The following is a 25,458-nucleotide window of genomic DNA, read 5'->3' as shown; positions in this document are numbered from 1 at the left end:
TTGTCGCGAAAATTTTATCCTAAGCTCATCGACTTTTTCGCCAGCCCCGCATTTTCCCTTACCGTCTCACCTGCCATCCGGGGGGTATCGTTGCTCACCACCTCCAAAACCTTCACCGCGCCCTTTGCCCAGCAAACGGTTTCTGTTTCGGCATGAGCGCCCGTGACACCAACACTGTTTAGCAACTCAACGGTGCGGCGAATGCCATGCTGCCCTGCCAGCAACTCAAAGGCCGCAGATCCAGGCAGCAAGTGGGAGTGATCGAGCTTGATGAGCGGCGCCAGCATGTTTACCTGGAGCTCAGTCAGTGGTTCTTTCCACGCAATGAAATGACGTGGGGTGATCATGAACAGGAGTTCCTTTTTCAAAGATCGAGCATCTGAAAGCATCGATCTTGTTTGCTCGTTGTTCCCCACATCGGAGCCGATCCGAAGGTCCCTGTTGGCCTCTCTCGAACTCAGCAGGCGAATATTCGACGCAACTACTTCAAGCGCTCGTGCCTGGTTCGCCTCAATACTGCGACAAGCCGCCCCGATATTGCCGCTCACGATTACGCCAGAGATGTCGCTCAGCTGGATAGCTCTATCGGAAGGGGCGGTGCGCACGCCCTTGTTCAGTGTCATCGCGGCCTGCGGCCGATGATTGAACTCGGGTTTGAAAAGCAAAACCTCGCCGGCGGTTTGCTGCGCACCGGTTATTCCCATGGATGACAACACTTCCGATGCCCACTTGCTGCCACCTAGGTCATTTGCCAGCTCTTCGTAACAGGCACGACCGGTGAGGGATTTAGCGTCGAGTACACGGTAGGTCGCGCCAGGCATCTCAGCAGCGCTTTGTTCAGCGTTGTACCGATTGCTCGTTTTCAATAGGGGCACGCCCTCGCGCTCAACTTGGTAAAGGCCATCGATACCTAAAGTATTGAGTGCCTGCCTGACCAGCTCGCTTTGCTCTGACAACGACTTGTTCCAGTGCAGTAGATCTGACGCCACCAGGCCCCGCGTCGATTTGCATCGACTTGAATTGTCTATGGCCCATGCCAGAGCGTTGCTCAACTTGTCCTCGGATACGCGATGATGATTAGACTGCGGCCCTTCTTCCCTACCCTCGCGACGAGCGTCAGCGATGTTTTCGCGGAGGCTGGCCATGTGCATCGCGAACACATCCTCGATCCTGCTCTTTCCTGCGAGTGCCTTCCGGTTCTGCTTGAGGAAATTGAGCAAGTGCGTTCGGGTGCCTGTTTGGTTGCATGCCTCAGCAATCCACGTCGACGTGATCCGCTGTCCATTCAGCCAGTTGGCGTAAAGCCGATCTGAGGCAGTCAGGAATTGATCAGCGGAATCCATTGGGACGACGTGGCCATGTGGCTTGTTTTGATTCGTGAGCATGAACTGGCGGCCGTTAACACGCTCGCCTGTAAACATCCGTTGCACAGTCTTCGGTACTGGTTGCCACACCACCGGTCCTGACAATTCTCTGCCGACGGCCGTACCTGCCATCGACTGACCGTCTCCTAAGACTACGTATTTGTTGCTGCCGGCTCTGTCGCGGAAGATGGCACCATCAAATCCCGCCTGCTCCATCCACTTTGACCCGCGCGCGCTGGTGATGATGTCTTCAATGTAGAGCTGACCGTCTCTAGCAAGATCACCAATCAGCATCCCTGCTTTGCGCTCTCCCACCTTCTCAACCAGATCTGTAGGCGTGACCGTGGCGCCGTTGGTAACAACGAACGGTGACCGGATAGCGAGAAAAGCCGGTGTGATCCTTCCTTGGGCGTCAACCGAAGCTGTATCAACGTCACCGAAGATTTGAAAGGTCGCACCCTCGCTTGCTTGTGCGAAGACCAGGCGCGGTTCGCCGAACAAATTTTGGCAATGGCTGCCTTCGAACCAGCGATCAAATCCAGCGTCTGTCGGGGGTGCAATTGGTGACTGAGGCGTGACGCGTTGTGGGCTGGACTGTTGCGGATTCAAAATCTGTGCGTCCTTGTTGAACTCAAATGCACTGCGGATATTTTGAGCGTCAAACACCATCCATTCGGATTCGCCCCCTATTGTGTCTTCACCGGAATAGCAGACGCTGTCGAAGCCTTGGGCCTCCGCTTGTCTGGCTTGGTGTCGGTCGTTCGTGTAGAGCGTGTTTGAGCATTTGAGATAAACGGGCATGACAACAGGTGCTGGAACTGCGTCCCCAAGGCCCATGGCCTGGGCAATGTCCTTAATCTCATCCGGCATGTCGCTGTTGTGGTGGGTCGAGAAAAGGTTGTAGTCATCATGAGCCACTGCGCAGGCGCTTCCCTCCACGTAGCTGGCCACCTCGCGGACGTCATTCAAGTCATACCCGCTGGCCATCGCTAAATCTTGCAATTGGCGAAAACCAGCCGGGTCGATATCACGCCATACCGCGTCGCCCTTTTCGACAAACCCCATGAGCAGGTCGCCGATTGGGTTGGGGTGTATAGCTTTCAAGACCTCAAGGAGGTCGCGCTGGCGAAACAATTGATTCCGAGCGGCCACGGCATAAGTGCTCGCCACCTCAGGCGACTCGGTAAAGTGGAAGGCATCACCCTGGAACTGATTGTTCAATATCGACCGATGGCGGGCGGCATCGAATTGGCTAAACGCAGCCATGCTCCCGTGGAAGAAGGTTTTCGGTAGCCCATTGGCCCGCGTGGTATGTGAATCGCTGAACCATTGCGCGAACGTATCCGCTGGCGCTGGCGGCGAACTCATTTGTTGGCGTGTCTCTCGCGCTCTCCAGAAGCCGCTGGCGCTTTCAGGCAGGCCGGATGATCTAGGCGTAGGCGTTTTGCACGTATAGATCTCCACGGCATCGTAGGCGGCGCTTGCGATGCCACGGCGCCGATACTCCGGCGCAACCATAGCCGCAATTTCCAGCGGCATGACATTCCCAGGACCAAAAAGGAATGCCCCGACGACATCGCCACGCAGACTTACCGCGTATAGCTCCCCTGATTGCGTGTTCGCCGGCGCAGGGTCAGTAACAAGGAAAAGGTTGAATGTGTCGCCGGCCTGTAGCAGGACTGCGCCGTCTTGAAGGCCGTCCCTCCAACGACTGGTTTTTAAAGCCCATTCGAGAGCGCTGTCAGCCCTTTCAAAAGAGACCGCTTCGGTTTCAGAGCTGCCGGCCGCGTTGCTGATGAACCTTGATGCTCTAACGAGCGCAGCGTCGACGTCTGTGGTTTCACGCGGGAACACCCGCGCTCGCTCAGGCGCGTCCATTCCCATGCGTGCTTGGGTGTTTCGTGCTTCAACCTCGCCCGCTTCGTGGAAATATAGTTCATAGGGCGTCATCAGACTCCGGCGGAACGATGCCACGTTGCCTTGCCAGTTACCTTGCGCCCGCCACGTTTTAACCCGCTCAACGACCGTCGGCTCATGGCCAGACATTTCAGCGTAAGATTCGGGCGCACACGCTAATTCAGCTGCACTTGAATCAATCTCCACGTACCGCTGCATTTGTGCCCGAAGTTCAGGCGTTGAGCTGGCCACCTCCGCCTCAAATGATTCGGCCACCGCGCCCGGTGCAAAGCCTTCAATTTGCTGAATGCCGTGCTGCGCTTCGTGCAGCATCACCGACAGCAGGCTGGTGCCGGCTGGCAGCGTCCAAGGAGTCGCTACAAATAGCTTGGAACGGACGAAGCTCCGCGCATGGTGGGCGAAGTACCCCATATGAGGCTCATCAGGCCTGCGATCAAACGTTTTGACCTTGAGGCTTCGCATCTGGGGATAGGCTTCATAAAGCGCCGGATGATCGAGCACCAGGTCGAGCGGAACACCACTAGAACTGTTCAACCCCTCCTCTGCCCAGTCGATGTAATTCGCTGGATCCGTGGTCGTTATCTCAGGCTCGTTTTTGGCGAAGTCGAAGCCACGTATACGGGCGTTGGAGTCATCGATCTCGAACCGCCATTCTCCGTCTATGCCCAGCATCCAGCCGGTTTGCGACCAAATTGTGTCAGCAGGCTGAGTGTCAGCCGCCATCCGTTTGGCTACTTCGAGTCTCGTAGGACTACTGGTGAGTGCCTTCACCCCCGCAAAGCTGAATCTGATATCTGGGCTTGAGGTGAAAAGGCCGACGTTGCCGATGGCTGATTTGACTTGCGACGGTTCAAATACCCCGTATGTCAGGTGTCCTTGCTCAGTGAATTTGACGCTGTCGAAGCCACATTCGGTGAAGAGTTGACGGATAGCGGCATGGCCCGCTTGGCCAAACGCGAAATGATTTTCCTGCCAAAAGTCGCTGGTTCGGTAGTACGGCCCGCTTTCTTCATTGCGAGCGGCGAGTCGCAGCGTTTTTACCAGGCTACCGATCAAGGGAATGTTTACTTGCCTGCCGGATGATTCGGCTTGCGCCACCAAAGCATCGCGGAAGTCTCCAATACGCACGGATCCTTTGTGGTTGGCATTAAATAGATCTGCATCAAAGGGGCGCTTTGCGCTCAGAAATACGGGCATAACCAGAGCCATTTCGGCATCAAGCTCATCGTCATGGTTGTACAGAGAGTGATCCTGGCGCATCTCAGCGTATTCATCCGCCAGGACGGAACCCTTCAGCAGCTTGTCCAGATCCGGCGCGGCCACCTCTACGCTGCCAAGGGCGTTTGCCTGGTTGGGATGTGCCGGTCCGGACGCAGAAGGAGAGGCAGCGGTATCCGGCGCCACTGCGAAACGTAAATCGCGGCTGTCACGATCAAATGAGCCGGCGTTGCCGGTTGCAGATTTGATCTGCCGGGGGTCGAAGACAATCACATTCAAATTATCGCCCGCTGCGCGATTGATAATTACAGAGTCGTATGGCGCACCGGCAGTACGAGCGGCCTCAAGGGACTCAATAATCTGCTTCCGGTTGATATCAGCCTCGATGGACGCGCTCACGAACTCAGTCGTGATGATCAGTGGGTTTTCAGCACGGATGTAAACCGGCATCACGTTCCCGCCGTCCATGGGAGGTTTAGCGAACTGTGAAGCTGGGTTGAACCCTATTGCCCCGTTCGTAACGCTGTCGGCATACACGCTTGCCTCTTCGCGGGAGCCTGTGAAGTGGAACCCGAATGAATACGGGAATCGGGAGTTAATCGAGGATTCTTCAAACGCGGAGAAATCTTGGTTGGTACCGTGGTAGAGAACCTGCGGCGCCCCGTCAGCATCAAGCAATTTGGATTGTCCAAACCAACGCTTGAATGCCGGCTGTTCGATCTGCGGCGCCGTGGTTTTGCCCTCAAACCGAATGTCTGCACTGGCGCGCTCGAAGGTGCCGACATTAGCGATAGCCGATTTGATCTGGCTCGGGTAGAACGAAACAAACTGCGGGTAATCATCACCCCAGCCGGATGCGCCGCGCTGCAAGTTGCCAGGCTTCGCCCATATCATTCCGTCGAAGCCTTGCGCCTTCAGCTCTTCGAATCGCTCAGGGTTTGAGCGGATCTGTTCGATCTCGCTCTGATCGGCCGGAAGGTATGGATTTTGGATGCTCAGGTACACGGGCATTACAACTGAGCTGTTGCGGATGTAGCTGTAATCTGTGCGAGTGGTGAAGTAACTGGGGCCCTGGTTGAACTGTGTGAAGTCAGAACCTGTACCGTGATAGGCGACCAGTGGGAGGCCTTGGCCATCGACAATCTTCGACGCGCCAAACCAGTTTTTAAACGCTGGTGTCTCGGTCGGCGCAAGCAGAACCTGAGAAGCATCAAATCGAATATCAGCGTTCGTTCGATCGTACTGACCGTTGTTGTCCGACGCAGATTTCAATTGCGACGGCTCAAACGTCACAACGTAGTCAAAACTGCCGCTTGCATCGATAGTGGCAATGCCGTCATAGCCGAGCCCGATCAAGCGCTCAGTGAATTTTTCTGACGTCTCATCCGGGTACTGCATCGCCCTGACTTCGGCGAACGTCCCAACCAGCGGGTTGGTAATGCGTGCGTGCAGTACCATCACGGTGTCGCCGTACTGTTGTGCCTCACCGATATTGGCTGAGGTGTAAATGCCGGCGCCGATGGCCCCGAAGCGACTGATCTGGAAGGCGCTGAATTGAGCATTGGTCCCGTGGTAAACCTCAAGAGGCTGGCCACGGTCGGTGACCATTTTGGAATCACCGAACCAGTTCGCAAATTGATCAACTCGTGGCGCCGGGGCCGCAGGCCTTGGAGCTGGTGTTGGCCGGAGATCTAACGGTGTTGCGGTGCTGGCCCAGAACATCCCCTTCGATACCGAGAAGTCCGATGCAGTGCCGTGGTATAGGACCATTGGAGATCCGTCACTGTGCTTGGCCACACTTCCTTCATGCCACCGGCGAAAAGCAAGGCTATCAATCTGGCCGTGCTCGGCCGCCAGCACTTCACCCCACTTGGCTATCACCGAATCCAGCTCAGACTGGTGAACGGGGAAGTGTGTGTGTCCGATTATATGAGCCGCGTCCTCAACGCTTTGGAACGCTTCTTTGAGCGTCAGGCCCAAGCCACGGGAGTAATGTTCTGCTTGCCAGGCGCCCTCACCGACATCCCTGATTACGGTCAACACGGAGGTGTCAGGGTTTCCGGTACCACTTACTGAAGCGAATAATCCAGTCGCTTTGAGGCTGTCGACTGCCCGGCCACGATTACTCAGCCTTATCGTAAAGGCAGTGATTTCTCCTGCTAGGGCGCGTGTAATCGGGTCGGCGCTTGTTGATGCATTCGAAACGGCCTCCCCCATGTGTGCGAGAGTTTCATAGGCTTGAGGTGAGTTAAGGCTGGCCAACGAATACAGGTAGGCCATTTGTAGCGATTCTGGAAGTGAATTCAGCGTGTCCGCGCGCACTTCGGGTGATGCCTTATGCAGAGCATCGAGCAGCTGGGTGTCGAGCTGTGACTGCCACTGGTTGTGATCGAGCGATGGAACGATTGTGCCGGCGACATAGTAATCAACTGCCTCACGAGCCAGAGCCGCGATGTCCTGAGGATCGAGCTTGAAGTTCTCCAACTCTCCTTGCCGCTCCAGATCGCGCATGAGCGGTGTTCGGTAAAGCCAGGTGCGTAGATCCCGCAGACAGCGATTACCCAGAGAGAAGCCGTCATGGCCACCTTCCCGAGCTTCAGAATCTTGCGCGGTGAGTTGGATCAAATACGCGAGATGCTCGCTCGACAAATTAGCCGGGGCGGTAGACGCCGGCACCAGCATCGCTGCCTGCAAGGCGTAGGTGTCACCCTCGGCAAGCAGCTTGTTAAAGCGTGACACGATGCGCCCGTAATCGCGCCCGAGCATGTTGTGCAGCGCGGCGTGCTCGCCCACCTCATGAAGGAAGGTGGTGCACACACGTTCAGGATCGATGTTGTCACCGATCATGAAAACCTGGCCTTCGATATAAAACGCCGAAGGCTGGACCTCTGCACCGCTGAGTAAAATTTCATCGCGCATTTCAGGTGGCAGCTCACTGATGTGCGTCACCAGGTTCAACTTGCCCGAGGCCTCAAGGGTATCGATTGCGGATTTGCCGTAATAGTCCGAAAGCAACGCACGCATGCTTTCAGATGTTGAGCGACGAGCGGGGGCAGCGGAGTCGACACGCAACTTGATCGAATGATTTGTTTTTGACGCCGGGGCACTGGTGAGCAATGCGTCGTAAGCGCAGCGCCAGACGCTCAGAAGCTCAATGTTAGTCATCGAGGCGAACGTAGGATCCTCGGCGCGCATAGCCGGCACAATGAGGTCTATGACACTGGCGTCTTCGAGCTGCTCGACCATAAAGAGGTCGATCAGCAAATTGGTACCCTCGGCTGTGCGCTGACTGATACCGGTAGCGGCGCTGGCCACGTCAAGCCACTGGGAGGTGGGTGCATGGCGGAATTTTCGGCGAAGATCGTCGGCGGCGGCGCCCAGGTAGGCCGAAACACCAATGGACTGCGCGATCAAATGCTGAGGCACTGTGGCGGCGACAACAATGCTGTCCGGTGCCTTCTGTGCAAAGACCGGTGCAGTGCACGCTGAAGACATCAGCAACTGCTCGTACGCCTCCCATTCGGACGCCCCCCATTCGTTGTTGGGGAACCACAAATCGTCGAGCGTAGTTGCAACGGTTGTTCGCGTGCGCCCCGTCGTTAGCGAGAGCTGAAAAAGGGTGTAGCCGTCCAATTCGTTACCGGTTATGCGCGCGACGCCGGCCGACGACGACAGATACGTTGCGGCACCGTTCGAGGGTGCGAATGGATGACCGGCTTTGATTGGGAGGTCGCGGCACGCCTCTTTCGTCCAGTGAGCAAGTTCCACGTCGCCGGTCGATTTACTTCGACTCAACAGCCAACGTGCCAATCGTCCGCGATGCTCTTCTGGCTGAGCCTCCAGCAGTACCTTCACTGAGTGCTGATCGAGTACTTTGGTCAGTTCGTCAGGATGCTGGCTACGCAGCGCTGGGAACGCGCGGCGCAGTGCCGTCAGGGTGTTAAATGTGGGGGCTGTGGCGTCATTTGTGATGACCCAACCGTAACTGGCGAGCTGGTCGACATTAACGCTAGCCGGGATAGCCAGGCGCATCGAGGTCAGCGGGTGTTGAAAAACAAGTTCACCGTTCTGTGCGTCGCCCATTGGGCTATGGGCGAACTTCTCGAACAGGTGCTGAAGACCGGGCATGCCCTGTCACTCCAATGTGTTATCCCATGCGGGGACTTCGAAAAAGTTGTGGGTCAGGATCTGCGGGAGGTGCTGACACGGCATGATTGCTGGCCACTTGTTCAGTGGATGCAGTGATCGTTTGATTCTCAGGCCGTGCCGCCGGCACTGGATGCTCTTTAGCTTCCATGCCAAGGCTTTGCCGCAACAGGTTGTCCTGGGTCTGCTGATCAGCGATGGCTGTTTGTACCTGGAGCAAAATATGGTGGGCCCGGTTTGGATTGATCTTGGCCATATCCATTGCGAGTATTTCGCCGCTCAAGCGACTAAGTACTTGGTGAGCATTGAGCAGTTGAGGCTTTATCGTTCTGTGGAAGTCCGTCATGAACTGCGCTGCGTTCATGGTGTGCGCCGACTCGTTGTGCGGGACGATGATGGGACCAGTGATGCCGCGCTTTCTTGCAAACTGAAAGGCTTCCATCATGTGAGCGCCTTCATCGTACTCAGCACGCTCACCAATCCACTCAAAAGCGTCGCTGACCGGGCCAGTGCTGGCGTTACCCGTAACGATCAAGCCGACGCGCACCAGGTCCCAGCTAGAATTGTCGGCGCCGAAACTGACTGCCGCTTCGCGAGAGATGCAGGTAGCGGAAGCCGGCGCCTCCACGCGGATGGTCTCCAGTGAACTTTCGCTAATGAATCGCTTGTCCACGCCATGGGTCAAGAAATTGCGGATCTCCGAGGCGTCTCGGAACAGGTAGGCAGGCGCGTTAGCGCTGATGTCAGGGTCTGAAGACCAGCGGAGATCTGGGGTTTCAGTCGGGCCGCTGATCAGCACTGGGACACCGAGGCTGTTCACTTGAAGGATTACGGGCTGGCGCATGTTCGGTATTCCTATGCGAGGGCTTTGAGGGCGCCACTATTATGCGGCAGCCGCACAGGCGGAATGAAAAGAACCGGTGTCGGTAGCGAAGACAGCAGGATATTGAGCCACGCTGCATGGCCATCAGCGGCCGGCTGATCCAGCACCAGCAGACGGGTTAACGGGTAGATGCCTTCAGTCGAGTAGAAAGCCACCATCCCGTCTGCGCTCAGATGCATACCCTTGACCAAGCCATAGGCGATGAAAATCTGTAGCAGGGGCTGTTCGTCGATCAAAGTGGGCAGCATGCGCTGGCGGAACTCACCGCACGGTTTGTTCTTGACGCTGACCTCTACCAGGTACTGATTCATAGCGCTCCTTGCGAAATCTGGGCACTACGCCCAGGCAAAGCTCTCAGATTTTGCGTAAGGACGCCCTGTTGCGACGCCGAGGGCGCTTGCTTGGCATTGGTGCTTTCGCGCAGCTCAAGCTCGAACGCCTTAACCAGGTAGGAAATGCTTGCCTCGGTCGGAGGCGCACCATCGTGCGAATACACCACCATCCCAAAGAAAATCCGTGCCGCACCATCCACACCATGAGAGACGGGATGGACGTTGGCTGAACCGATGGCCACGGCCTTGTTCTGGTGTAACGCAGAATGCACATACCGGAGCTGATAGGTAGAAAAGAGCGCCGCCAGTTCCTCATGGGTCACCGCCTTGAGGGCAACCTGCACCAGGTGCACTTTCAACTCATCGCCGGCGAACGTGTAGCGGGACACGGCCACTTCGAAAAGCTTAAACATTGGAGGCCTCATGGCACTGCGCGCCATTGCTGCGCTGTCGCTGAAATGTAATGAGCTGGCGCGCAATGCTGTCGGTGCCGGCGCGGGAGCTAAGGTCATTGAGAATTTGCGCGGTAGCAAAATCTCTCAGCCAGTTCTGTGCGTGCATCGCACCTGCATGAGCGCAGGGCTGGATCACTAAGTCATCGAGCAGAAACGCGCAGCCACGTGCCTCGGCCAGGTTGACGACGAGTTGCAGGGCGTGGCGATTAGCGCTGTAGCCAATGTCGAGCCCCAACCGTGGAAGTCTCTCCAGCGAGAAAGCGACGCTACGCCCCAATGCAGCATCACAGACCTCATCAATCGCCTGCTTTGCAAGCTGCGCTACGTCCTGAGCGCCGGCGATGGCCAGGATCGAGGCACGATGGACAACCCACTGCACCATCTGGCGCGGGCTGGCCAAGGCTGGCGAGCAACCGTGACGACCGCTCGCCAAATTCCGGTATGCGCTAAATGCGGCAATCGCCGCCGTCGCCGGCAGACTCGCACGCTCAAGGGTTACCCACGTCAGCTCGCCACTCGCCGTCGGCACAGAACGGTAGGCGTTCGCCTGCCCATCGACGTCGAGCGCAACGCTCACTTGGCCAGCCCGCAAAGGCTGGAATTCAAACCCATTCAGCATAACCAACGAATCCACCTTAATTTAGTCCATCCTCCCAAGCGTTCCCTTTGAATCAAGAACGCCCTGCCCCCTTCGGGGGCAACGTGGTGAAACTCACAATTCAATTGTGGGCCTACCACCGCCCTGATCTTCCCTCACCGCCGCAGGCGGCCTTTGGACGCCCACCAGACAACACCTCATGACTTCCAGGATGAAGAGGCGCTGTAACGCTTCTACGTCAGCGATTGAAGCGTTTTGACGCTCCCGTGTAAGGCATTGAAACGTCAACGTAGAAGCAAAAACGGTACGCGTGAAACCGAATAAAACGTCAAAGGGTCAAAACTCGCCAGCATCGTACTATGATATTGTACCTTGCATAAGTGGGCCGACCTGGAATGATTCATGGCTAACGACAACGACTCGGACAACAAGCTCCCCGTAGAAGCTACCTTCACAACAGAACGTTTACGCAATCTCGTGATCGATCATGTGATCGACAACGCGTCACTATTCCTGCCACAAGGACCTGGTGCAGCAGAACACTTGCTAAAGCTCCTCGACTCTTTAGAAAAAATGGGTCAGAAGATAGCGACGGAAGCGATCACAAACAGGCAGAATCTGTCCCCATTGCCAACCTTCGATAGCATTATTCATCCCAACCCAGAGCAAAATGTGAGCGACTCAACGCGCTATGAGATGAGATTCCGTCTTGTAGAACAGATCGGAAATGAGGCTCCGTTCAAGGATGAGGTAATGAGCCGCTCTGAAGTCGAGAAAGAACATGGCGTTGAATTCTTCAACGCTTACTGGGGTGAAATGGGTGAAAAATGCCCAAACAACGTCACAACAGGTGATAGGACGTTATGGTTCACAGCAGTTCGTTATCCAGTTCTCGATCAAAGCGCTACACAGTCAGCAAACGCCAGCGACACTCCACGCTACCGCTCTCCTTCAAACCGGTGACAGTACGCTAGCGCTCAAAAGCGCTAGCGTAGAGCTGTTACACGACAACGGATCAAAAGCTCTTAACTTCAACGGTTAAAGCCTTAGACGCCCACGTAGAAGCAAAAGCGCCCCCCTCCCCAGCATGACGCACAAAACCAACATACAAAAGAGCCTCCCCCTGCGGGGTTGCGCCTAGCAGCGCAATGCGCTTGGGACGCGGGCAAGCCCGCTGGGAAAAGCAAAGATCAACATCATCTCGGTGCGGCCTACGGCCGCACGTAGGTCTTGAGGATGTAGCGCGGATTCCGGGTGTATGGATGGTTTCAAAGTTAGGCAAGGTGGAGCAGACGAAGGAGTCCAGGTAGCCCCCGAAGGGGGCGGTGCAGCAGTTGATCCTGCGGACCACGCTTGGGAGGATGGACTAGTTTTGGCGGGTATTTACGGAGCCGCCGGCAATTTGTGGTGTGGCACGGACCAGATCAGTTAGACCGCGAAGCGGGCGGTACTGATGTGCGATCACCACGCCCATGGGAGGATGGACTAATTGCTGCGGGCAGGTAGGTCATGCGAATTGACCAGGATGCTTTTTGAGAATTAAAACTGTCGCAAAAGAATAAAAGCTGTCCGGCCCATCTGCGTCAGTTTTATGTTCCGGCGTCATACCGCGCACTTGTTGAGAATGCACTGCGCAATTGTGGTGAAATGGTCGCCACAAAATCATCGGGTGGGATCTGAGGTGGCTAGGGCTATAGGTCGGCAAAAAACGGATCTGCACGAGGCGCATATGCATAAGTATGAGCAATTTGCCTGGCAAGACGCATTGTCCTTGGCCGCTTGGCTTAAGAAGTCATTCGACCTGGAAGCCGTACGCGAGAGCTACGAGTCCAACTCGATCCAGGGCAACAACGATTTTGAAAAATATCATGCAGATGTCATCCAGGAGCTGATAGCCACGCCCGAGAGCCGGCGGCCTGCTTACCTGCGTCGTGCCTGCAAAAATGTAAGCGCCCTTACGCAAGGAGTGATGATTGTTTTGGCGATCATTGCCCAAGTGCGGGTCAAGGAAGTGATCGAGCTTCGGGACCGTTTCCGCCGTTCCCTTTACCCTGGAGGCGGCAACCGTGATACCTGCGCCGGTATATACGCATTCAACAATGCAATGCGGGATGTAACCTTCATGACATGGCCCACGGCAGTGTTCGAGGCGTTATCAGAGAGGGAATCAAAGAGGGAGGCCGAATGGGCGCGCATTAAACCCGTTGTAGATGAATGGGTGTCTGTGATCGACAGCTTCGACGATGATGACTGATTTGGTGGCCACGCCGTCTCTCGGATAGGAAAGCCCCCCTCACGCAATCTACGTTCGTTGCGACGGTTTTAATTCTCTAGAGCTTGCCGCTCCAGCGGCTCTTTGACGTGTTGCGACAGTTTTGCGATTTGGTAGCCTCGCATTGGTGGGCACGTAATCAGCGCAACGTAACGACAGTTTTAACTCTGTGAATTCAAGGAATTTGGTGAGTTCAGTACATCCTTCTGTCAGCGCGGTTGCTGCGGAGGCGACCCAACCTGGGGTGACGATCTTCGGTTTCTCCAACCAACAACCGAGAACGCGGCGATAGTAGCTCGCGCATTTTGCGACTATTTCACCTAAAACGCCGACGTATAGGAAATGTCCAGGTACTGCCCAAGCCCAGCACATGCTGGGCTTTTTACAGATAAGGGTAATTCTAAGATTGCGCTAATTTACCGTTAAGTGTAAATTGCTTGTACTTGAAACATACCAATTAGGAATAGCCATGAGCGTTCAACTGCCGATGTTGTTGGGTGATGAAGCGAGTTTTCGCGCCAAGTGGGAAGGCGAGATCGACCGGCTGATCCGTGATGGCGCCCTTTTTGTAGCAAATCACTCTGGCGGTAAAGATTCACAAGTGCAACTGATCCAACTTCTGGAAAGAGTGCCACCAGCTCAACTCGTTGTTGTTCACGCTTCACTTGGCGAAATGGAGTGGCCAGGCGCGATGGAGTTGGCGCGCGATCAAGCGGCCGCAGTACGTCTCCCCTTCATTGTGGCCAAGGCCGCCAAAACGCTGCTGGAGATGGTCGAGCGACGGTTTGAGAGTCGACCAGAGGTTCCTAGTTGGCCATCTGCATCAACTCGTCAGTGCACAAGTGACTTGAAGCGCGGTCCAATTCAGCGCGAAGTTCGGGCCTACGCCAAACAAAAAGGATTCAAGACTATCGTGAACTGCCTTGGCTTACGTGCCCAGGAATCACCCGGACGTGCAAAGCGCGCAGTGTTCAGCCGCATGGCTATAAGCAACTCTGTGCACACCTGGTTCGAATGGTTGCCAATCCACGATATGAGTTCGTCTGAAGTTTTCGCTGCAATTTCGGAGGCGGGTCAGAAGCCGCACTACGCCTACGCCTTGGGTAATAATCGCCTCAGCTGCGTCTTCTGCATCATGGCTTCTAAAGCCGACCTGCGTAACGGTCGTATCGAACGTCCAGAACTGTTTCAACAGTACGTTGAACTGGAGGAGCGGACGGGCTACACAATGCACATGAACAGGATCCCGCTCATCGAGTTAACTGCATAATCCAACTGGTCAGCCATAAGCCCCGCCATAAAACGTGGGGCTAAATGCGTAGCATGACGCTGATTTACATAATCAATAATCGAGTGCGTTACATGTATAAAGGACCCGATTCCTCGCCAAATTCGGCCACCGCTTCACCTGGTGCCGTACGCTACGTTATCCCCACATTGCTCAGCTATGAGTGCAGTCAAGCGACAGTTGATGTGCCGGCCGAACCAGCATGCGGCCGCATTTGCGAAAAATGTGAAGGTACTGGATGGGCAGATTCGAAGAAAATCAATGCCTGCCCCAAGTGCCTTGGATACGGCATGTACAAACCGAAGGAGTAAAAGGCCTCCACGCAGCGGAGGTATCTGTTCGTGAATGCATTACATGACATTAGGAGATTTGAGAATGGGTACGTACATGACAACAGTCGTTGAAACGCTAGGTCCCGAGGGCTGGAGCGTTAACGAAACGCCGGTGTTCACGAATGACCCGCGCTGGACTGACGAAGCATCCGTATACACGCATCAAGCGTTCCACTGGCAGGAATATGTAATGTTTTCCTTTTTTGCGGACGTACGAACGCTGCATCGCGGTGTAGTGCCTCTAGCTCCAGGTCGTGGGCTCCCTGACGATATTTCAGACACCGCCCTGGAAATACTACTTGGCGGCTGGGGCGCTCACGGCTGGCTATACGGCGGCATTTCTGACTCAGCGTTCGAAACGGTCAGTCAGAAAGTCGATAATCGTAACTTCGACGCAAATTACGGCTTTTCATGGATCAGCTTTGCTGAATTGAAAAGTGTTAACTACGAAGCGACGATTACATCGATTGAAAATCCATCGAATTCCGAGCTGCTCAGGAATGCGCTGGGGGAGCGATACTTTGTGCACCTAGACCAGTTGTCCCAACTCGGTTCGCCAGAACAGGTTCGTATCCTTTTCTGCTTCAGCGGTTGACCTGTTGATGCGGAGTGATGGTGCCGATCACCCTGTCTTCCTGGCAACAGCTGTAAACGGCATTTGGAGCAAATCGGCCAGCTGTGAACAAATCCTTCAAGCTTATTAGGGTTCCAACCAAGGTTGGACAAGAGGGATTAAAACGAGAAGGATTAAATCTCTGGTTATAAGCTTGGGGTTATAGGCTGTGGACAGTCCTCAGCAGGCGGCGTGGCGCCTCACTCTTGGCAATCTGATATGTACACCACTTAACGCTTGACGTTCTTTAAATTCCGGTTCGCGTACAGAAGAATCCTGCCTGCGTACTCAAGTTTCCTGTGCGCGCACACGTGATTCCTGTGGCCGTACACAACATTCCTGTTGTGGGAGATGCAGCCAGTATTTCTGTTGATAACTACGAATAATTTAGTGCATATCCTGTTAATAAGCTGTGCATATCGTGTGTTTAATACATCTCAGGAATATCCAACTCCCTTACATATCCTGCGCTTAGGTCGCTTTTTCAAACTATCACTTACCGTTGAAGGCTCGATGCCCTTCTACCGGAATTCTGTGTACGCACACCGGAATCTCATGTGCGGAGCAGCCCACAGGCGTTGGCAGGACTTTTGGGAGTAATGCACCGCCCAGACGTTGCATTACCACCCCACCATCGGTAACCCACTTTAATGCCGGCACAGCCAGCTCCTCAGCGAGCAGGTAGCAAAGTAGGTACACAATAGCCGACCACCACCGGAATCAGCTGAGCGCTCTCACCAAAATTCAATCCTCGGCAGCACCGGAATCTTGTGAACGCGAATGCAACAGTGCCCATTGAAAATGGACCGGATTCTTGTGTACGCCATACAGGCAGCGGCTTTCAGCGATGAAAATGTTGGTTTAGAGGTAAGGATGAGGCTGATCTACACAGGAATCACCCGTGCGCTGTTAATCAACCTGGACCATCTCTTACGACCGGAATCTGATGTACGCCTAGACCTGCCCTCGAATAACGCACCTTGCCAAGCATCGCACGACGATCTCGGCACCGTTGATGCAGAAACTTTGGTCACGCGAATCCGACCGGAATATTGTGAGCGGCCCGCACACGCTGCCTCTACGGGCCTCAAAGCCACGGAGATTGGTCTAGACGTGACACCCGGACGAGGATTGGACCGGAATTCTGTGTACGGCTTAAAAGAGGTACTGAGTGGGATACGCCCCCATCCACGTCAATGAAGGGTGCCGACCGGAATTCTGTGTACGCCAGCCAAGCAGCATAATGAATCCAGTGCCTTCGTCTCATGAGCATCCGTTGGAATGCATTACCCGTACACAGGATTCCGGTAAACCAAACTGGATCCAGCTGTCTGCATGATGGTTATGCTGTAATCGTCTTAGAAAATGATCCACTGATGATAAATGACATATATGCTTTGCTATTAAAGCAATACACGTAGGAGAGGGTCATGCCGGATTTGCTGTTGAACGATGAGGAAATTCGCCAGGGCGTCATTGATGATCGGCGTGTGAAACTTCAGCAAAAGTTCGAAATCGATTCTGGGCAAGGCATTTTGCCCTTTACCAACGAGCGGTTCTTTGAACAAAGCAACCCAATCCTGCGTTCAGCACTGTTTTCTGTGAGCAAGATGGGCGCGCGTGATCGGACCCAATATCTCGACTGGACAGAAATCTTCAGCCTCGGTAGCGGCAGCATTCTCTATCGTGGCCCCGCACTTACCGTGGACCATGAAACTGTTCTCGGCCGGATCATGGTGTTGGCGCGCGGCAGATCCCTCACGAAACCAGTTCACGCCTACCAAGCCGATGTATTGCGGTGGCTCTACCTTGACCCGAACTCTGGGGCCAACTACAAAAAAGCCCGGACAATCCTGGATGACCTCGCGGCCGCTGAATTACGGATCAATAGCAAGCCGGCGTTGCGACGCCTGTTAAATCTGCTGACCTCACCATCACTATCGGATTTACCAGACGGCAAATTCTTCCAGGAGTACATCAAAAATCGATATGGCGACCAGATGAAAATGATCGCAGTGGGTCTGGAGAACGACCAACCTGTACACATCGATATGCAATTTTTACAAAACCAAGCTCACAACTCAGCAACTGGAAAAATGCTGCTGAACCTCGATCCAATCGCAGCGCTTTTCTTCGATGGGGTGAATACCACTCTTCTGCCGTTCGAAATACTCGATAAGCAGGATAGATTCGGCAGGAAATTACTCCCCTTCATTGCGTCACACCGCGATGGAGTGTTCCCTATCAGGCTTGAAAGCTATCATGAGTTCAGCGGTTCAAAATCTGCATATGCGAGCGTAAAGCGCCGCGTGAAGTCAGAACTGAAGAAGCGTTTTGAGGGCTGGGTGTCGGAAGGCCTTCTCTGCGCAGGATGGGAAATTTACCGGAATAACGAAGGTGATGAAATCGTCAGAGGTCTCAAGCTCGGCGAGATTGCGCGCATAAAATCTAGCCTGGCAAGTGCAGGCGCGACTGCAAGCGACGATTGTTTTGATGAGGTTGATGACGAAGTAATTCAGGAACGTGTCAATAAGTTCGCCGACAAGGCTCGGATGGAGCATCCGGCGCCTGTGAAGAGAAAAGCGCGCACTTCGTGAGAGAACCCGAGACGCCCTCCTCGATCTCATGACCCTACCGTTACGCCCATTCCGCTCGCGCTGATGAACTCGCCCTACCCCTGCCTATCGACTGTGCAAACATGTCTTAGCGATCCCTTCCCCCCAACCATCCAATAGATTCATCAGTGACTCTTCTACGCCTTAAAGATTCCCCTATGCGGGTTCTGGCTGGGTGCACCTTGAACAAGGTCAACGAACAACGTATCGTGATATCATACGATGCATTGTGATCTTGGAAGCTCCACAAATGCTCTACGAAACCACCCTACGTGTCGAAGACCTTTGCCGTTTCGTTGGCCAGGTACTGGCCGAGCATCCGCGCACAAATGCACTAATGCTGCTTGTGGCCGTGGACTTGATTCATCACCAGGGCGATTCGCCGGCGAATATTTACGAGCGAACCACGGGCGCACGAACAAGCACCGCCGCTGAAAACTGCATCACGCGGCTACGGAGAATGGGTTTTTGCAAAATGGCCGACGGTGAATACCAAGGCGGTGCTAGCGGCCGTAGACAGGTTTTTCTCACTGACAAGGCTGCACTTGTGCTCCGACTGGAGCCGTCCAAATGATTTTGCAACTCGTAAACCCCTTCATCGCCCATTCAGCAATTGCCCGCTGGTTGCACCCTCTCGACGCTTTGCCCCTTGAATGCGACGGCATGACCCATGTGATCGCGGCCATCCTCAACAGGACTGGCATCAGTTACACCGTCTTCAAAGGAGTGCTGCATGACACGAGCTTGCCGCTGTCTGATAGCCGCGCAAGCGTTGTTCACTTGTGGATCGGCCTACCAGATGGTGCGGTTGTGGACTACAGGGCACGAATGTGGTTTGGGCCCGATGCGCCTCATGGGGTTTTTACACCCTCTGCTGGTTCCCGTTATCAGTACAAATCGGCGATACCGCAACCTAACTTCTGCCTGCCCATATCGCTGGTAAGTGCGATGGCTGAGAAAGATCTTTCTGACTTTCCAGTACCTCCCATTGAAGCAATTTTTCATTACGACAACGCAAACACAATGCGGTCGGCTCACACCGTGCATTAACCGGGGACAAAGAAATGTTGATGACCATGAATCGATTTAAAAGGCTTAATCCAACTAGCAAGCGTAAAACCTTGTTCCGCATCAGCGTGTGCGTTGTATTGGCTCCATTTGTATTCAGCGTGTGCTATGCCGTCCTCATGCTCATCATGATTGCCATGTGGAAAATCGGTGAGCTGATGGGTGATAACGGAAAAATGATCCCGTACTCATGTTTTGCATTTGTCTTTCTATGTCTCTGGCTTGTTTGGGAGTGGCGCACTAGTCGCAAACAGTATCGAGAATACCTCTTCAATCAGTCCGCGCAAGAACTAACTGACATGATCAGTGCACCAGGCGGCCTGTATCGAAAGGGCGAGTTGGAAATAGCGCGCGAAGCGCTTCAAGAAACGCAGAATAAGCCTCTTATCGCCGCTTAAATTGTTAAAATCGCTGGAGGTTAAGAAATGAGCGAATATCAGGTTCAAAAAGAGCGCTGGGAATCTATTGGCTTTGAACTGCGCTCACTTGAAACTCAGCGGTTTTATCTGACGCGAACCTTTCAAGACGTCATCTTCATAGTCCGCCATGCGAATAACACCGTTCTTCTTCCGAAAATGGAGCACGCATTTCGCGTTTGCTTTAAGGACCGAGAGACCGGCCAACTGAACTCCGAGATGCGCATGGCGAACGGTGTTGATGAGCTGTTGAGTCTCATGCTGAGTTGGCGTCGTGAGCTGCACACGCCCTGCGAGCGTGGGGCTACGCACAACCTGCTTGCCGGACACTTCATGAGTGCCCTCACAAGGGGCTCACGACAAATTTCGGAGCGGCAATGATGGTTTACCAAGTCGATATCGAAATAACCTCTTCGGGTCCTTTGGATTCTCAGTCATCAGACTCTGAGTCGGTTCATGGGGTTTCCACCTCTACCGCTCAATTTAGAATTTTGTCAGGACTACGGCCATCTGAACTACAAATGAATCATCTTTTGTCATTGTACTGCGACGAGTGGAGCCTAACGAACTTCGATTATGTCGCAGGTGTGGGGCAATTCTCTACGGTCGACTTCAACGCCCCAGATCAAGGGACAGAGATAATGTTAGAATGTGATTCTGGATGGCCAATTGCAACACAATTAATAATTGAACGCCCCCTATCAACGAGCACCTGAGTTAGTAACTAATTGCTCCCTAATGTTTGCGCAGCCCGCTCAGGTAACGATTCTTTGAGCGTGATTAAACATCTTAATGCTTATTCGAAAGGATCATTTATGAACAACAATAGTAATGTTCGAGAACTCATGTCGGCGAGGATCAAGAGGGTGCATAACACCCGTGGGCAGCTTTATAAGAACTTCGCATATTTAGTTGCTGCCTTGACAATCCTTACGCTAATTGCCAATGGCAATGGGGCGATTGCCGTCTGGGGCGGTGCCCCCCTAATAGTTGCCATGGCCTTTTTCTTGGGTCTTCCAAAGTGGTCTTTTTTGGAAGACTACAAAAATCAGAAGGTTCCGGATGCGTTCTTAAAGGAGTTGGAAGAGAGTCAGATCCCAACTCAGCTAAAAGGGATGATTGCCATGGCCTATGCTGATGACAAAGATTTGCGGTTCCTCGACGTCCTTGAAATCGAGAGTTCTTATGAACTCGCAGAGACGCGCAGATCTGGCACAGGCTTCCAGAGCCTCGCAAAGCATATCAAACGCGTTGACTGACCTGACTCTGCATTGCACTGACTCAAAATTTCGCCCTCGATTTTGTTCCCGCAGGTGACAGCGCCACCGCTGTGACCTTTTGAGCTTGGCGTGGGAACCACCTCACCTTTCCAGTGATAACTCCTTAGGTGCAGAAATGCAGAACGACGCAATCAAGAGGTTGATTGAAGCGGTACCAAGCGCAAGCTTGCGGCTTGGAATGATTAGAGGTGACAAGCCAGGCGTCTTTGCCGGAGACGAGCCGATTTGTCGTGTAAAGGAAGGTTCCGAGGGGGCCGCGTACGCCGCGCTGATCGTCGGCGCCGTAAATGCCCTCCCTCAACTGCTAGCGTCTTCAGAGCGACCTGATAGAGGCCAGAGAATCGACGCAAATCTGCGCGACCTGGTGGCTCAGCGTATCTCCGGCGTTTTGTCCATGCGACCAGGTACGAAAAAGAATCAAATGAGCATTTGGGCCAAATTAATTTGGACAACCGTCGAGACTGTTCTCGCAGAAAACCTGCGCCCTGATCTTCCAGGCGGTGAATGTCTGATTCCCAGCGACGTCGCCTTCGAGCGCGAAACGATACATTCCGCGAGACTTGCCGCTGTGCTGGAATTTAGCGCTATGGTTATGTGTGCCTGTGCGCCTACTGAAGGACTGGAAGCACAGGATCTGGAATCAGTGATACAAGACTGGGTAAAGTCCTGTAACGCACAAACGATTATTGTTGCAGCCTGAACAGGTACAGGCATTAAACACTTTATTTTAGGTATAAAAAAACCCCGATCAGTCAGTCGGGGTTTTTTCTCGTTTAGGTTTAGACTTAGAAAAAGTTGTAGGTGTAGCTAGCGATCAAGCGGTTCTCATCTTGGTTACGCTGGGAGGCCGCATCGGAGCGCAGTGAAGCATTCCGCCAGGTCAAACCCAGACCTTTCAGGGTACCAGTAGGGATCACATAGCCCAGGCTGAAATCGCGTTCCCATTCGCGACGGTCGAAGCCAGCGGCCGCGATGTTGTCACCCTTGAGGTAGAGGACCGAAGTCGTCAGGCCAGGAACGCCGATGGCTGCGAAGTCGTATCCATAACCCGCCAACCAGGTGCGCTCGCCGGCACGCTGGAACTTGCCGATTTGTACGTCTGTGATCAGGTAGCTGCTCGAACCATCGCCTTGGTTGAGGAACGGGAAGTCAGAAGTACCGTTAACGCGCTGATAGCCAGCGGTCAGCGAGTGACCTTGCAGGAGATAAGTGAACTTGGCAGACCAAGTCCGGTTGTCTACTTCGCCGTTTTTGTTCTGATAACCCGATGCGCGATAGCCGGCAATACGACCTTCTTGGGTTGCGTTCTTCCCATCAGAATCGCTGTTGAAGTAACGCAGATCAGTTTTCAGGGAGCCTACCGGAAGCGCCCAGTTATGAGTCAGGCCCAGGAAGTGCTGTTTGTAGAAGTCTTCAAGCTCGCCGTAGTAATACTGAGCCACGAGATCTTTTGTGATTTTGTAGTCACCACCGGCGTAGTAAAACTCGTTGCTACGCTGGTTAGCCCGTGCCGTGACTGGATTGCCGTTGGAGCCGGCGATGGTCAGCGAATCGTTGTTGCTGGAGTTACGACCCTTGGCGTGCTCAAGCTTACCGCCCACCAATGTCAGGTTATCGATCTCGTTAGAGGTGATCTGGCCACCTTCGAAAGTCTGAGGCAGTAAACGACCATCGTTAGATTGGACGACTGGCAGCTTTGGCTGAAGTGTGCCCAGCTTCAATTCGGTCTTGGAGATTTTGACCTTACCCGTCAGACCCAGGCTGCCGAAATCGCCAACCGCACGGCCGTCGCTGTCGCTCGGGAATACGATGCCGCCCTTCCCTACGCTACCACTGTTGTAGGCAGTGCCTTTCCCTGAGTCAAGACGTACGCCGTAGAGGCCAATAGCATCAACGCCAAAGCCGACTGTGCCAGCGGTGTACCCGGACGTGAAGTTGAAGATAAAGCCTTGGCCCCATTCCTCTTGCTTCGACGGATTCGCCGTGCCATCTCGGTTGTCTTGGTTGATGTAAAAGTTACGGGCAGTGACCGACAGGTGACTGTCTTCCACAAAGCCATGTTGAGTGGAATCAGCTGCGTGTGCACTTAGGGACAAGATCGCCAGCGCGACTGCCGAAGGCAGAGATCGGATGAACATTGAGAAGGCTCCAGGATAGATCTAGTTTTTTAGGTTGTTGCTGTGATGCTGAATGGCCGCCACGCTAACTGTATTTTTTTGTTACGTAAACGACCGAACAGATTTTTACTTATGCTATCCAGCTATTACTAGCCCAGCAGCATGCGACTTTTGTCTCATCTGGGTAAATCCGAGAATACCATGTGTTTACCGCGTGTACTATGATCGGCGACGGCAGATCTGTACATTTTTTGGATTGTAAGTCAGTCAGATTACATTTTCATTGCTGCTAGGTTGCTGCCTTCAGTAGGAGGGTCGACGCTGGCAATTCAATTGAAGCACTAGAGGCTCTGGGCCTTGCGCGGCCGGAAACGTTTTAAAGCGTCTGACAAATGGGCACCCCAAAAGTAAATTCAGTAAACATTCTATTGACTGCGTTTACGGTTAGCTTTAGCATCGTGCTTCCAGCGGCACTTTGGCCGCTGAATCGCTTAGGGGCTGCACGATGAAAACTAAATTGAAAGTTTTGTTGGTAGCGGCTGTAGTCGCTACCGCCGCCGCCCTAACCGGCTGCAACACAACTGAAACCTTCCTGGCCAGCGGTCAATCACGATTCGACTCCGACCATGCCGGCTATGAAACCGTAACCGGCGAACGCAATTACATGTCGGTAAGCCCAGAATATTACGTGCATGGTTCTTAATACACGGCACTAGTCTGGTTTTCGACATCTCCGAAAGATTTTTATAAAATTAAGGGTCACTAACATGCGTGGACTATGGTTTGCACTACTAACCTGTTCTGGGCTACTAAATGGCTGCACCCATATTTCCGACCTCATCGATTGCAGACCCCCTCGCCCAAATATCGAGCTTTTTTCAGATCATATTGGCTGGGATCACCAGTCAGTCGAGGAGGTTAGTTGCACTCCGGAGTCATTGCGTGCAGTTCAAGAAGCACGAATTAAGCGTGAGCTGAAAGTAACTAGTCGCTGAGGCAGTTATGCCCAATAAAAACCCCGCAATCGCGGGGTTTATTTTTAAAGGGCAGCGCTCAATGCGGGAAAGTGTCGATATATCGAGGTGGTTGATACACCCAACTTTGAAGCTGTTTGCCTGCGATCATGGCCTGCCAGAATCAACTTCCTCGCCTCGGAGCATTTCTCTTCTGTCATAATTCTCGGCCTTCCTCCGCGACGTCCCGCCAGCCGAGCAACCTCAAGCCCTGCAAGAGTCCGTTCAACGCATAGCTCCCGCTCCATCACTGCGAGGGCTGCCATAACGTTGAAGAAAAACCGGCCGGCCGGATATTTCGTATCAATTCCGTCGGTGAGCGACCTCAGATCGATCTTGCGCCGTTCGAGCGTCGCGGCAAGGTCAATTAGGCCTTTCATCGATCTACCCAGCCTGTCGAGCTTCCACACTACCAGCGTGTCGCCCACTGAAAGAACACGTAACGCTCGTGAAAGACCAGGTCGCTTGTGTGTCTTGCCGCTGACCTTGTCTGTAAAAATCCTCAAGCATCCTGCTGACTCCAGCGCGTTGAGCTGCAAGCTCAAATCCTGATCCGTCGTGGAGACACGCGCATAGCCGATAAGCATCAATTTTCTACCTACAAAAAAACTGGATGCGAATCCTACTAGAAACGACCGTTTCCGGTAACGCCTCTACGGGCGTTACCTTTAAGGCCATGAATCCGGTAATAAATTCATTCACCAGCACCTGTAATCAGAAAGGCAAAATTTACGGTTACGCCGTTTGTTATGATGCCTCTCAAGATGCTTATTCATACACAAACACATTAAGTTGGTCGGTTAATAATGCCGTCCGATATACAGTATCAAATGGATGGAGCATAATTTATTCTGGTGCAGGAAATTCGCTTAACTTAAACGGAGTTTATTATGGCAATTGGTACTCGCTAACGGCCTATAGCACTAATTCTTCCGATTCTCCGTCTACTACAGTTCAAATAGAGGTAAATCAGCTGAATACAGACCCTGGCTCACAAAATGGCTCTTAATTAATATAAGTCCCGAATGTCGCGGGGCGTTAATGCAAAAACGACCGAATCTGGTAACGCCTCTACAGGCGTTACCTTTAAGGCGATGAACCCGGTTGTAAATTCATTCACGGTTCATGCAAATATCAGAGGAAAGATATACCCAAATGAGTTCACTTATGACGGCTGCTCGGCGATAGTTATAAGTGCAATCTTCAGCTGGAGTGTATCGGGGGCGACACGGTTTGAATTATATAATGGCGGTAGTCTAATATATTCAGGCACTGCAAATTCATACAGCGTCCCAACCAATGGAGCATATGACTTTGGCCCTTGGACTCTTAAGTCCTATAATGGCGCATCGGTAACAACCTCGGTCGTATATCCGTCTTACGGAGACAATTGCAATTATCAGTCGGGTTAACTTTGATTGCATAAAGCCCCGCTGAAAGCAGGTTTTATGCAGAAACGACCGTTTCTGGTAACGCCTCTACGGGCGTTACCTTCAAAGCCATGAATCCAATAATTTTGAGCTTCACCGAG

General features: G+C 53.4%; 19 protein-coding genes. 12 read left to right on the top strand and 7 right to left on the bottom strand.

The genetic code is table 11. The annotated features are described in order from the left end of the window. Positions 1 to 14: 14 nt before the first annotated feature. From ACEN2T_RS17245 to ACEN2T_RS17225, 5 genes are read right to left on the bottom strand one after another with little or no spacing between them, the layout of a single operon-like run. Complete coding sequence (locus ACEN2T_RS17245) at positions 15 to 8,627, bottom strand: ADP-ribosyltransferase-containing protein (RefSeq protein WP_442117078.1); 8,613 nt, start codon at positions 8,625 to 8,627, stop codon at positions 15 to 17. A gap of 19 nt (positions 8,628 to 8,646) precedes the next feature. Further along, positions 8,647 to 9,489, bottom strand: a complete 843-nt coding sequence (locus tag ACEN2T_RS17240; RefSeq protein WP_442117077.1) for a hypothetical protein — start codon at positions 9,487 to 9,489, stop codon at positions 8,647 to 8,649. Positions 9,490 to 9,500: 11 nt separating this feature from the next. Beyond that, on the bottom strand, positions 9,501 to 9,839 hold the full coding sequence (locus ACEN2T_RS17235; RefSeq protein WP_442117076.1) for a hypothetical protein: 339 nt from the start codon (positions 9,837 to 9,839) through the stop codon (positions 9,501 to 9,503). Continuing rightward, the gene (locus ACEN2T_RS17230; protein WP_442117075.1) at positions 9,836 to 10,273 is read right to left on the bottom strand and encodes a hypothetical protein; all 438 of its coding nucleotides are present in this window, start codon (positions 10,271 to 10,273) and stop codon (positions 9,836 to 9,838) included. Before ACEN2T_RS17230 ends, ACEN2T_RS17235 begins: the two co-directional genes overlap by 4 nt. Then, positions 10,266 to 10,949 carry a hypothetical protein gene (locus ACEN2T_RS17225; RefSeq protein ID WP_442117074.1) on the bottom strand — a complete coding sequence of 228 codons (684 nt, stop codon included), beginning with the start codon at positions 10,947 to 10,949 and terminating at the stop codon, positions 10,266 to 10,268. The genes ACEN2T_RS17230 and ACEN2T_RS17225 overlap by 8 nt, the downstream gene beginning before the upstream one ends. Before the next feature lie 366 nt (positions 10,950 to 11,315). Here ACEN2T_RS17225 and ACEN2T_RS17220 point away from each other — a divergent pair, with 366 nt between their 5' ends. The 11 genes from ACEN2T_RS17220 (at position 11,316) to ACEN2T_RS17170 (ending at position 21,497) form a co-directional block, all read left to right on the top strand. Further along, on the top strand, positions 11,316 to 11,876 hold the full coding sequence (locus ACEN2T_RS17220) for a hypothetical protein (RefSeq protein ID WP_442117073.1): 561 nt from the start codon (positions 11,316 to 11,318) through the stop codon (positions 11,874 to 11,876). 766 nt (positions 11,877 to 12,642) lie between these two features. Beyond that, entirely contained in the window at positions 12,643 to 13,167 is a 525-nt protein-coding gene (locus ACEN2T_RS17215) for a hypothetical protein (RefSeq protein ID WP_442117072.1), read from the top strand. 487 nt (positions 13,168 to 13,654) lie between these two features. Beyond that, complete coding sequence (locus tag ACEN2T_RS17210; RefSeq protein ID WP_442117071.1) at positions 13,655 to 14,455, top strand: phosphoadenosine phosphosulfate reductase domain-containing protein; 801 nt, start codon at positions 13,655 to 13,657, stop codon at positions 14,453 to 14,455. Between the two features lie 393 nt (positions 14,456 to 14,848). After that, positions 14,849 to 15,400 carry a hypothetical protein gene (locus ACEN2T_RS17205; RefSeq protein WP_442117070.1) on the top strand — a complete coding sequence of 184 codons (552 nt, stop codon included), beginning with the start codon at positions 14,849 to 14,851 and terminating at the stop codon, positions 15,398 to 15,400. Positions 15,401 to 16,848: 1,448 nt separating this feature from the next. Then, the gene (locus tag ACEN2T_RS17200; RefSeq protein ID WP_442117069.1) at positions 16,849 to 18,015 is read left to right on the top strand and encodes a TrfA; all 1,167 of its coding nucleotides are present in this window, start codon (positions 16,849 to 16,851) and stop codon (positions 18,013 to 18,015) included. 268 nt (positions 18,016 to 18,283) lie between these two features. Beyond that, positions 18,284 to 18,607 (top strand): hypothetical protein, encoded by a 324-nt coding sequence (locus ACEN2T_RS17195; protein ID WP_442117068.1) that lies wholly within the window; start codon positions 18,284 to 18,286, stop codon positions 18,605 to 18,607. Next, positions 18,604 to 19,083, top strand: coding sequence for a hypothetical protein (locus tag ACEN2T_RS17190; RefSeq protein WP_442117067.1), 480 nt, complete (start codon positions 18,604 to 18,606; stop codon positions 19,081 to 19,083). The genes ACEN2T_RS17195 and ACEN2T_RS17190 overlap by 4 nt, the downstream gene beginning before the upstream one ends. Before the next feature lie 20 nt (positions 19,084 to 19,103). Continuing rightward, positions 19,104 to 19,499, top strand: a complete 396-nt coding sequence (locus ACEN2T_RS17185; protein WP_442117066.1) for a hypothetical protein — start codon at positions 19,104 to 19,106, stop codon at positions 19,497 to 19,499. Between the two features lie 27 nt (positions 19,500 to 19,526). Next, entirely contained in the window at positions 19,527 to 19,898 is a 372-nt protein-coding gene (locus ACEN2T_RS17180; protein ID WP_442117065.1) for a hypothetical protein, read from the top strand. Positions 19,899 to 20,332: 434 nt separating this feature from the next. Then, positions 20,333 to 20,776: a hypothetical protein gene (locus ACEN2T_RS17175; RefSeq protein ID WP_442117064.1), complete on the top strand. Its 444-nt coding sequence runs from the start codon at positions 20,333 to 20,335 to the stop codon at positions 20,774 to 20,776. 136 nt (positions 20,777 to 20,912) lie between these two features. Next, positions 20,913 to 21,497 carry a hypothetical protein gene (locus ACEN2T_RS17170; RefSeq protein ID WP_442117063.1) on the top strand — a complete coding sequence of 195 codons (585 nt, stop codon included), beginning with the start codon at positions 20,913 to 20,915 and terminating at the stop codon, positions 21,495 to 21,497. Positions 21,498 to 21,582: 85 nt separating this feature from the next. On the opposite strand, the gene ACEN2T_RS17165 is transcribed toward ACEN2T_RS17170, so the two are convergent. Then, the gene (locus ACEN2T_RS17165; protein ID WP_442117062.1) at positions 21,583 to 22,935 is read right to left on the bottom strand and encodes an OprD family porin; all 1,353 of its coding nucleotides are present in this window, start codon (positions 22,933 to 22,935) and stop codon (positions 21,583 to 21,585) included. Positions 22,936 to 23,419: 484 nt separating this feature from the next. Here ACEN2T_RS17165 and ACEN2T_RS17160 point away from each other — a divergent pair, with 484 nt between their 5' ends. After that, a complete protein-coding gene (locus ACEN2T_RS17160) occupies positions 23,420 to 23,617 on the top strand; it encodes a hypothetical protein (RefSeq protein WP_442117061.1) in 198 nt (65 codons plus the stop codon). A gap of 336 nt (positions 23,618 to 23,953) precedes the next feature. Here ACEN2T_RS17160 and ACEN2T_RS17155 read toward each other — a convergent pair whose 3' ends face one another. Further along, positions 23,954 to 24,514 carry a recombinase family protein gene (locus tag ACEN2T_RS17155; protein WP_442117060.1) on the bottom strand — a complete coding sequence of 187 codons (561 nt, stop codon included), beginning with the start codon at positions 24,512 to 24,514 and terminating at the stop codon, positions 23,954 to 23,956. Positions 24,515 to 25,458 lie beyond the last annotated feature (944 nt).

Source organism: Pseudomonas sp. W22_MBD1_FP4, from assembly GCF_052113765.1.
Classification (GTDB): domain Bacteria; phylum Pseudomonadota; class Gammaproteobacteria; order Pseudomonadales; family Pseudomonadaceae; genus Aquipseudomonas; species Aquipseudomonas sivasensis.
The sequence above is the reverse complement of the archived record's forward strand: the minus strand, read 5'-3'. Positions and strand labels throughout refer to the sequence as shown.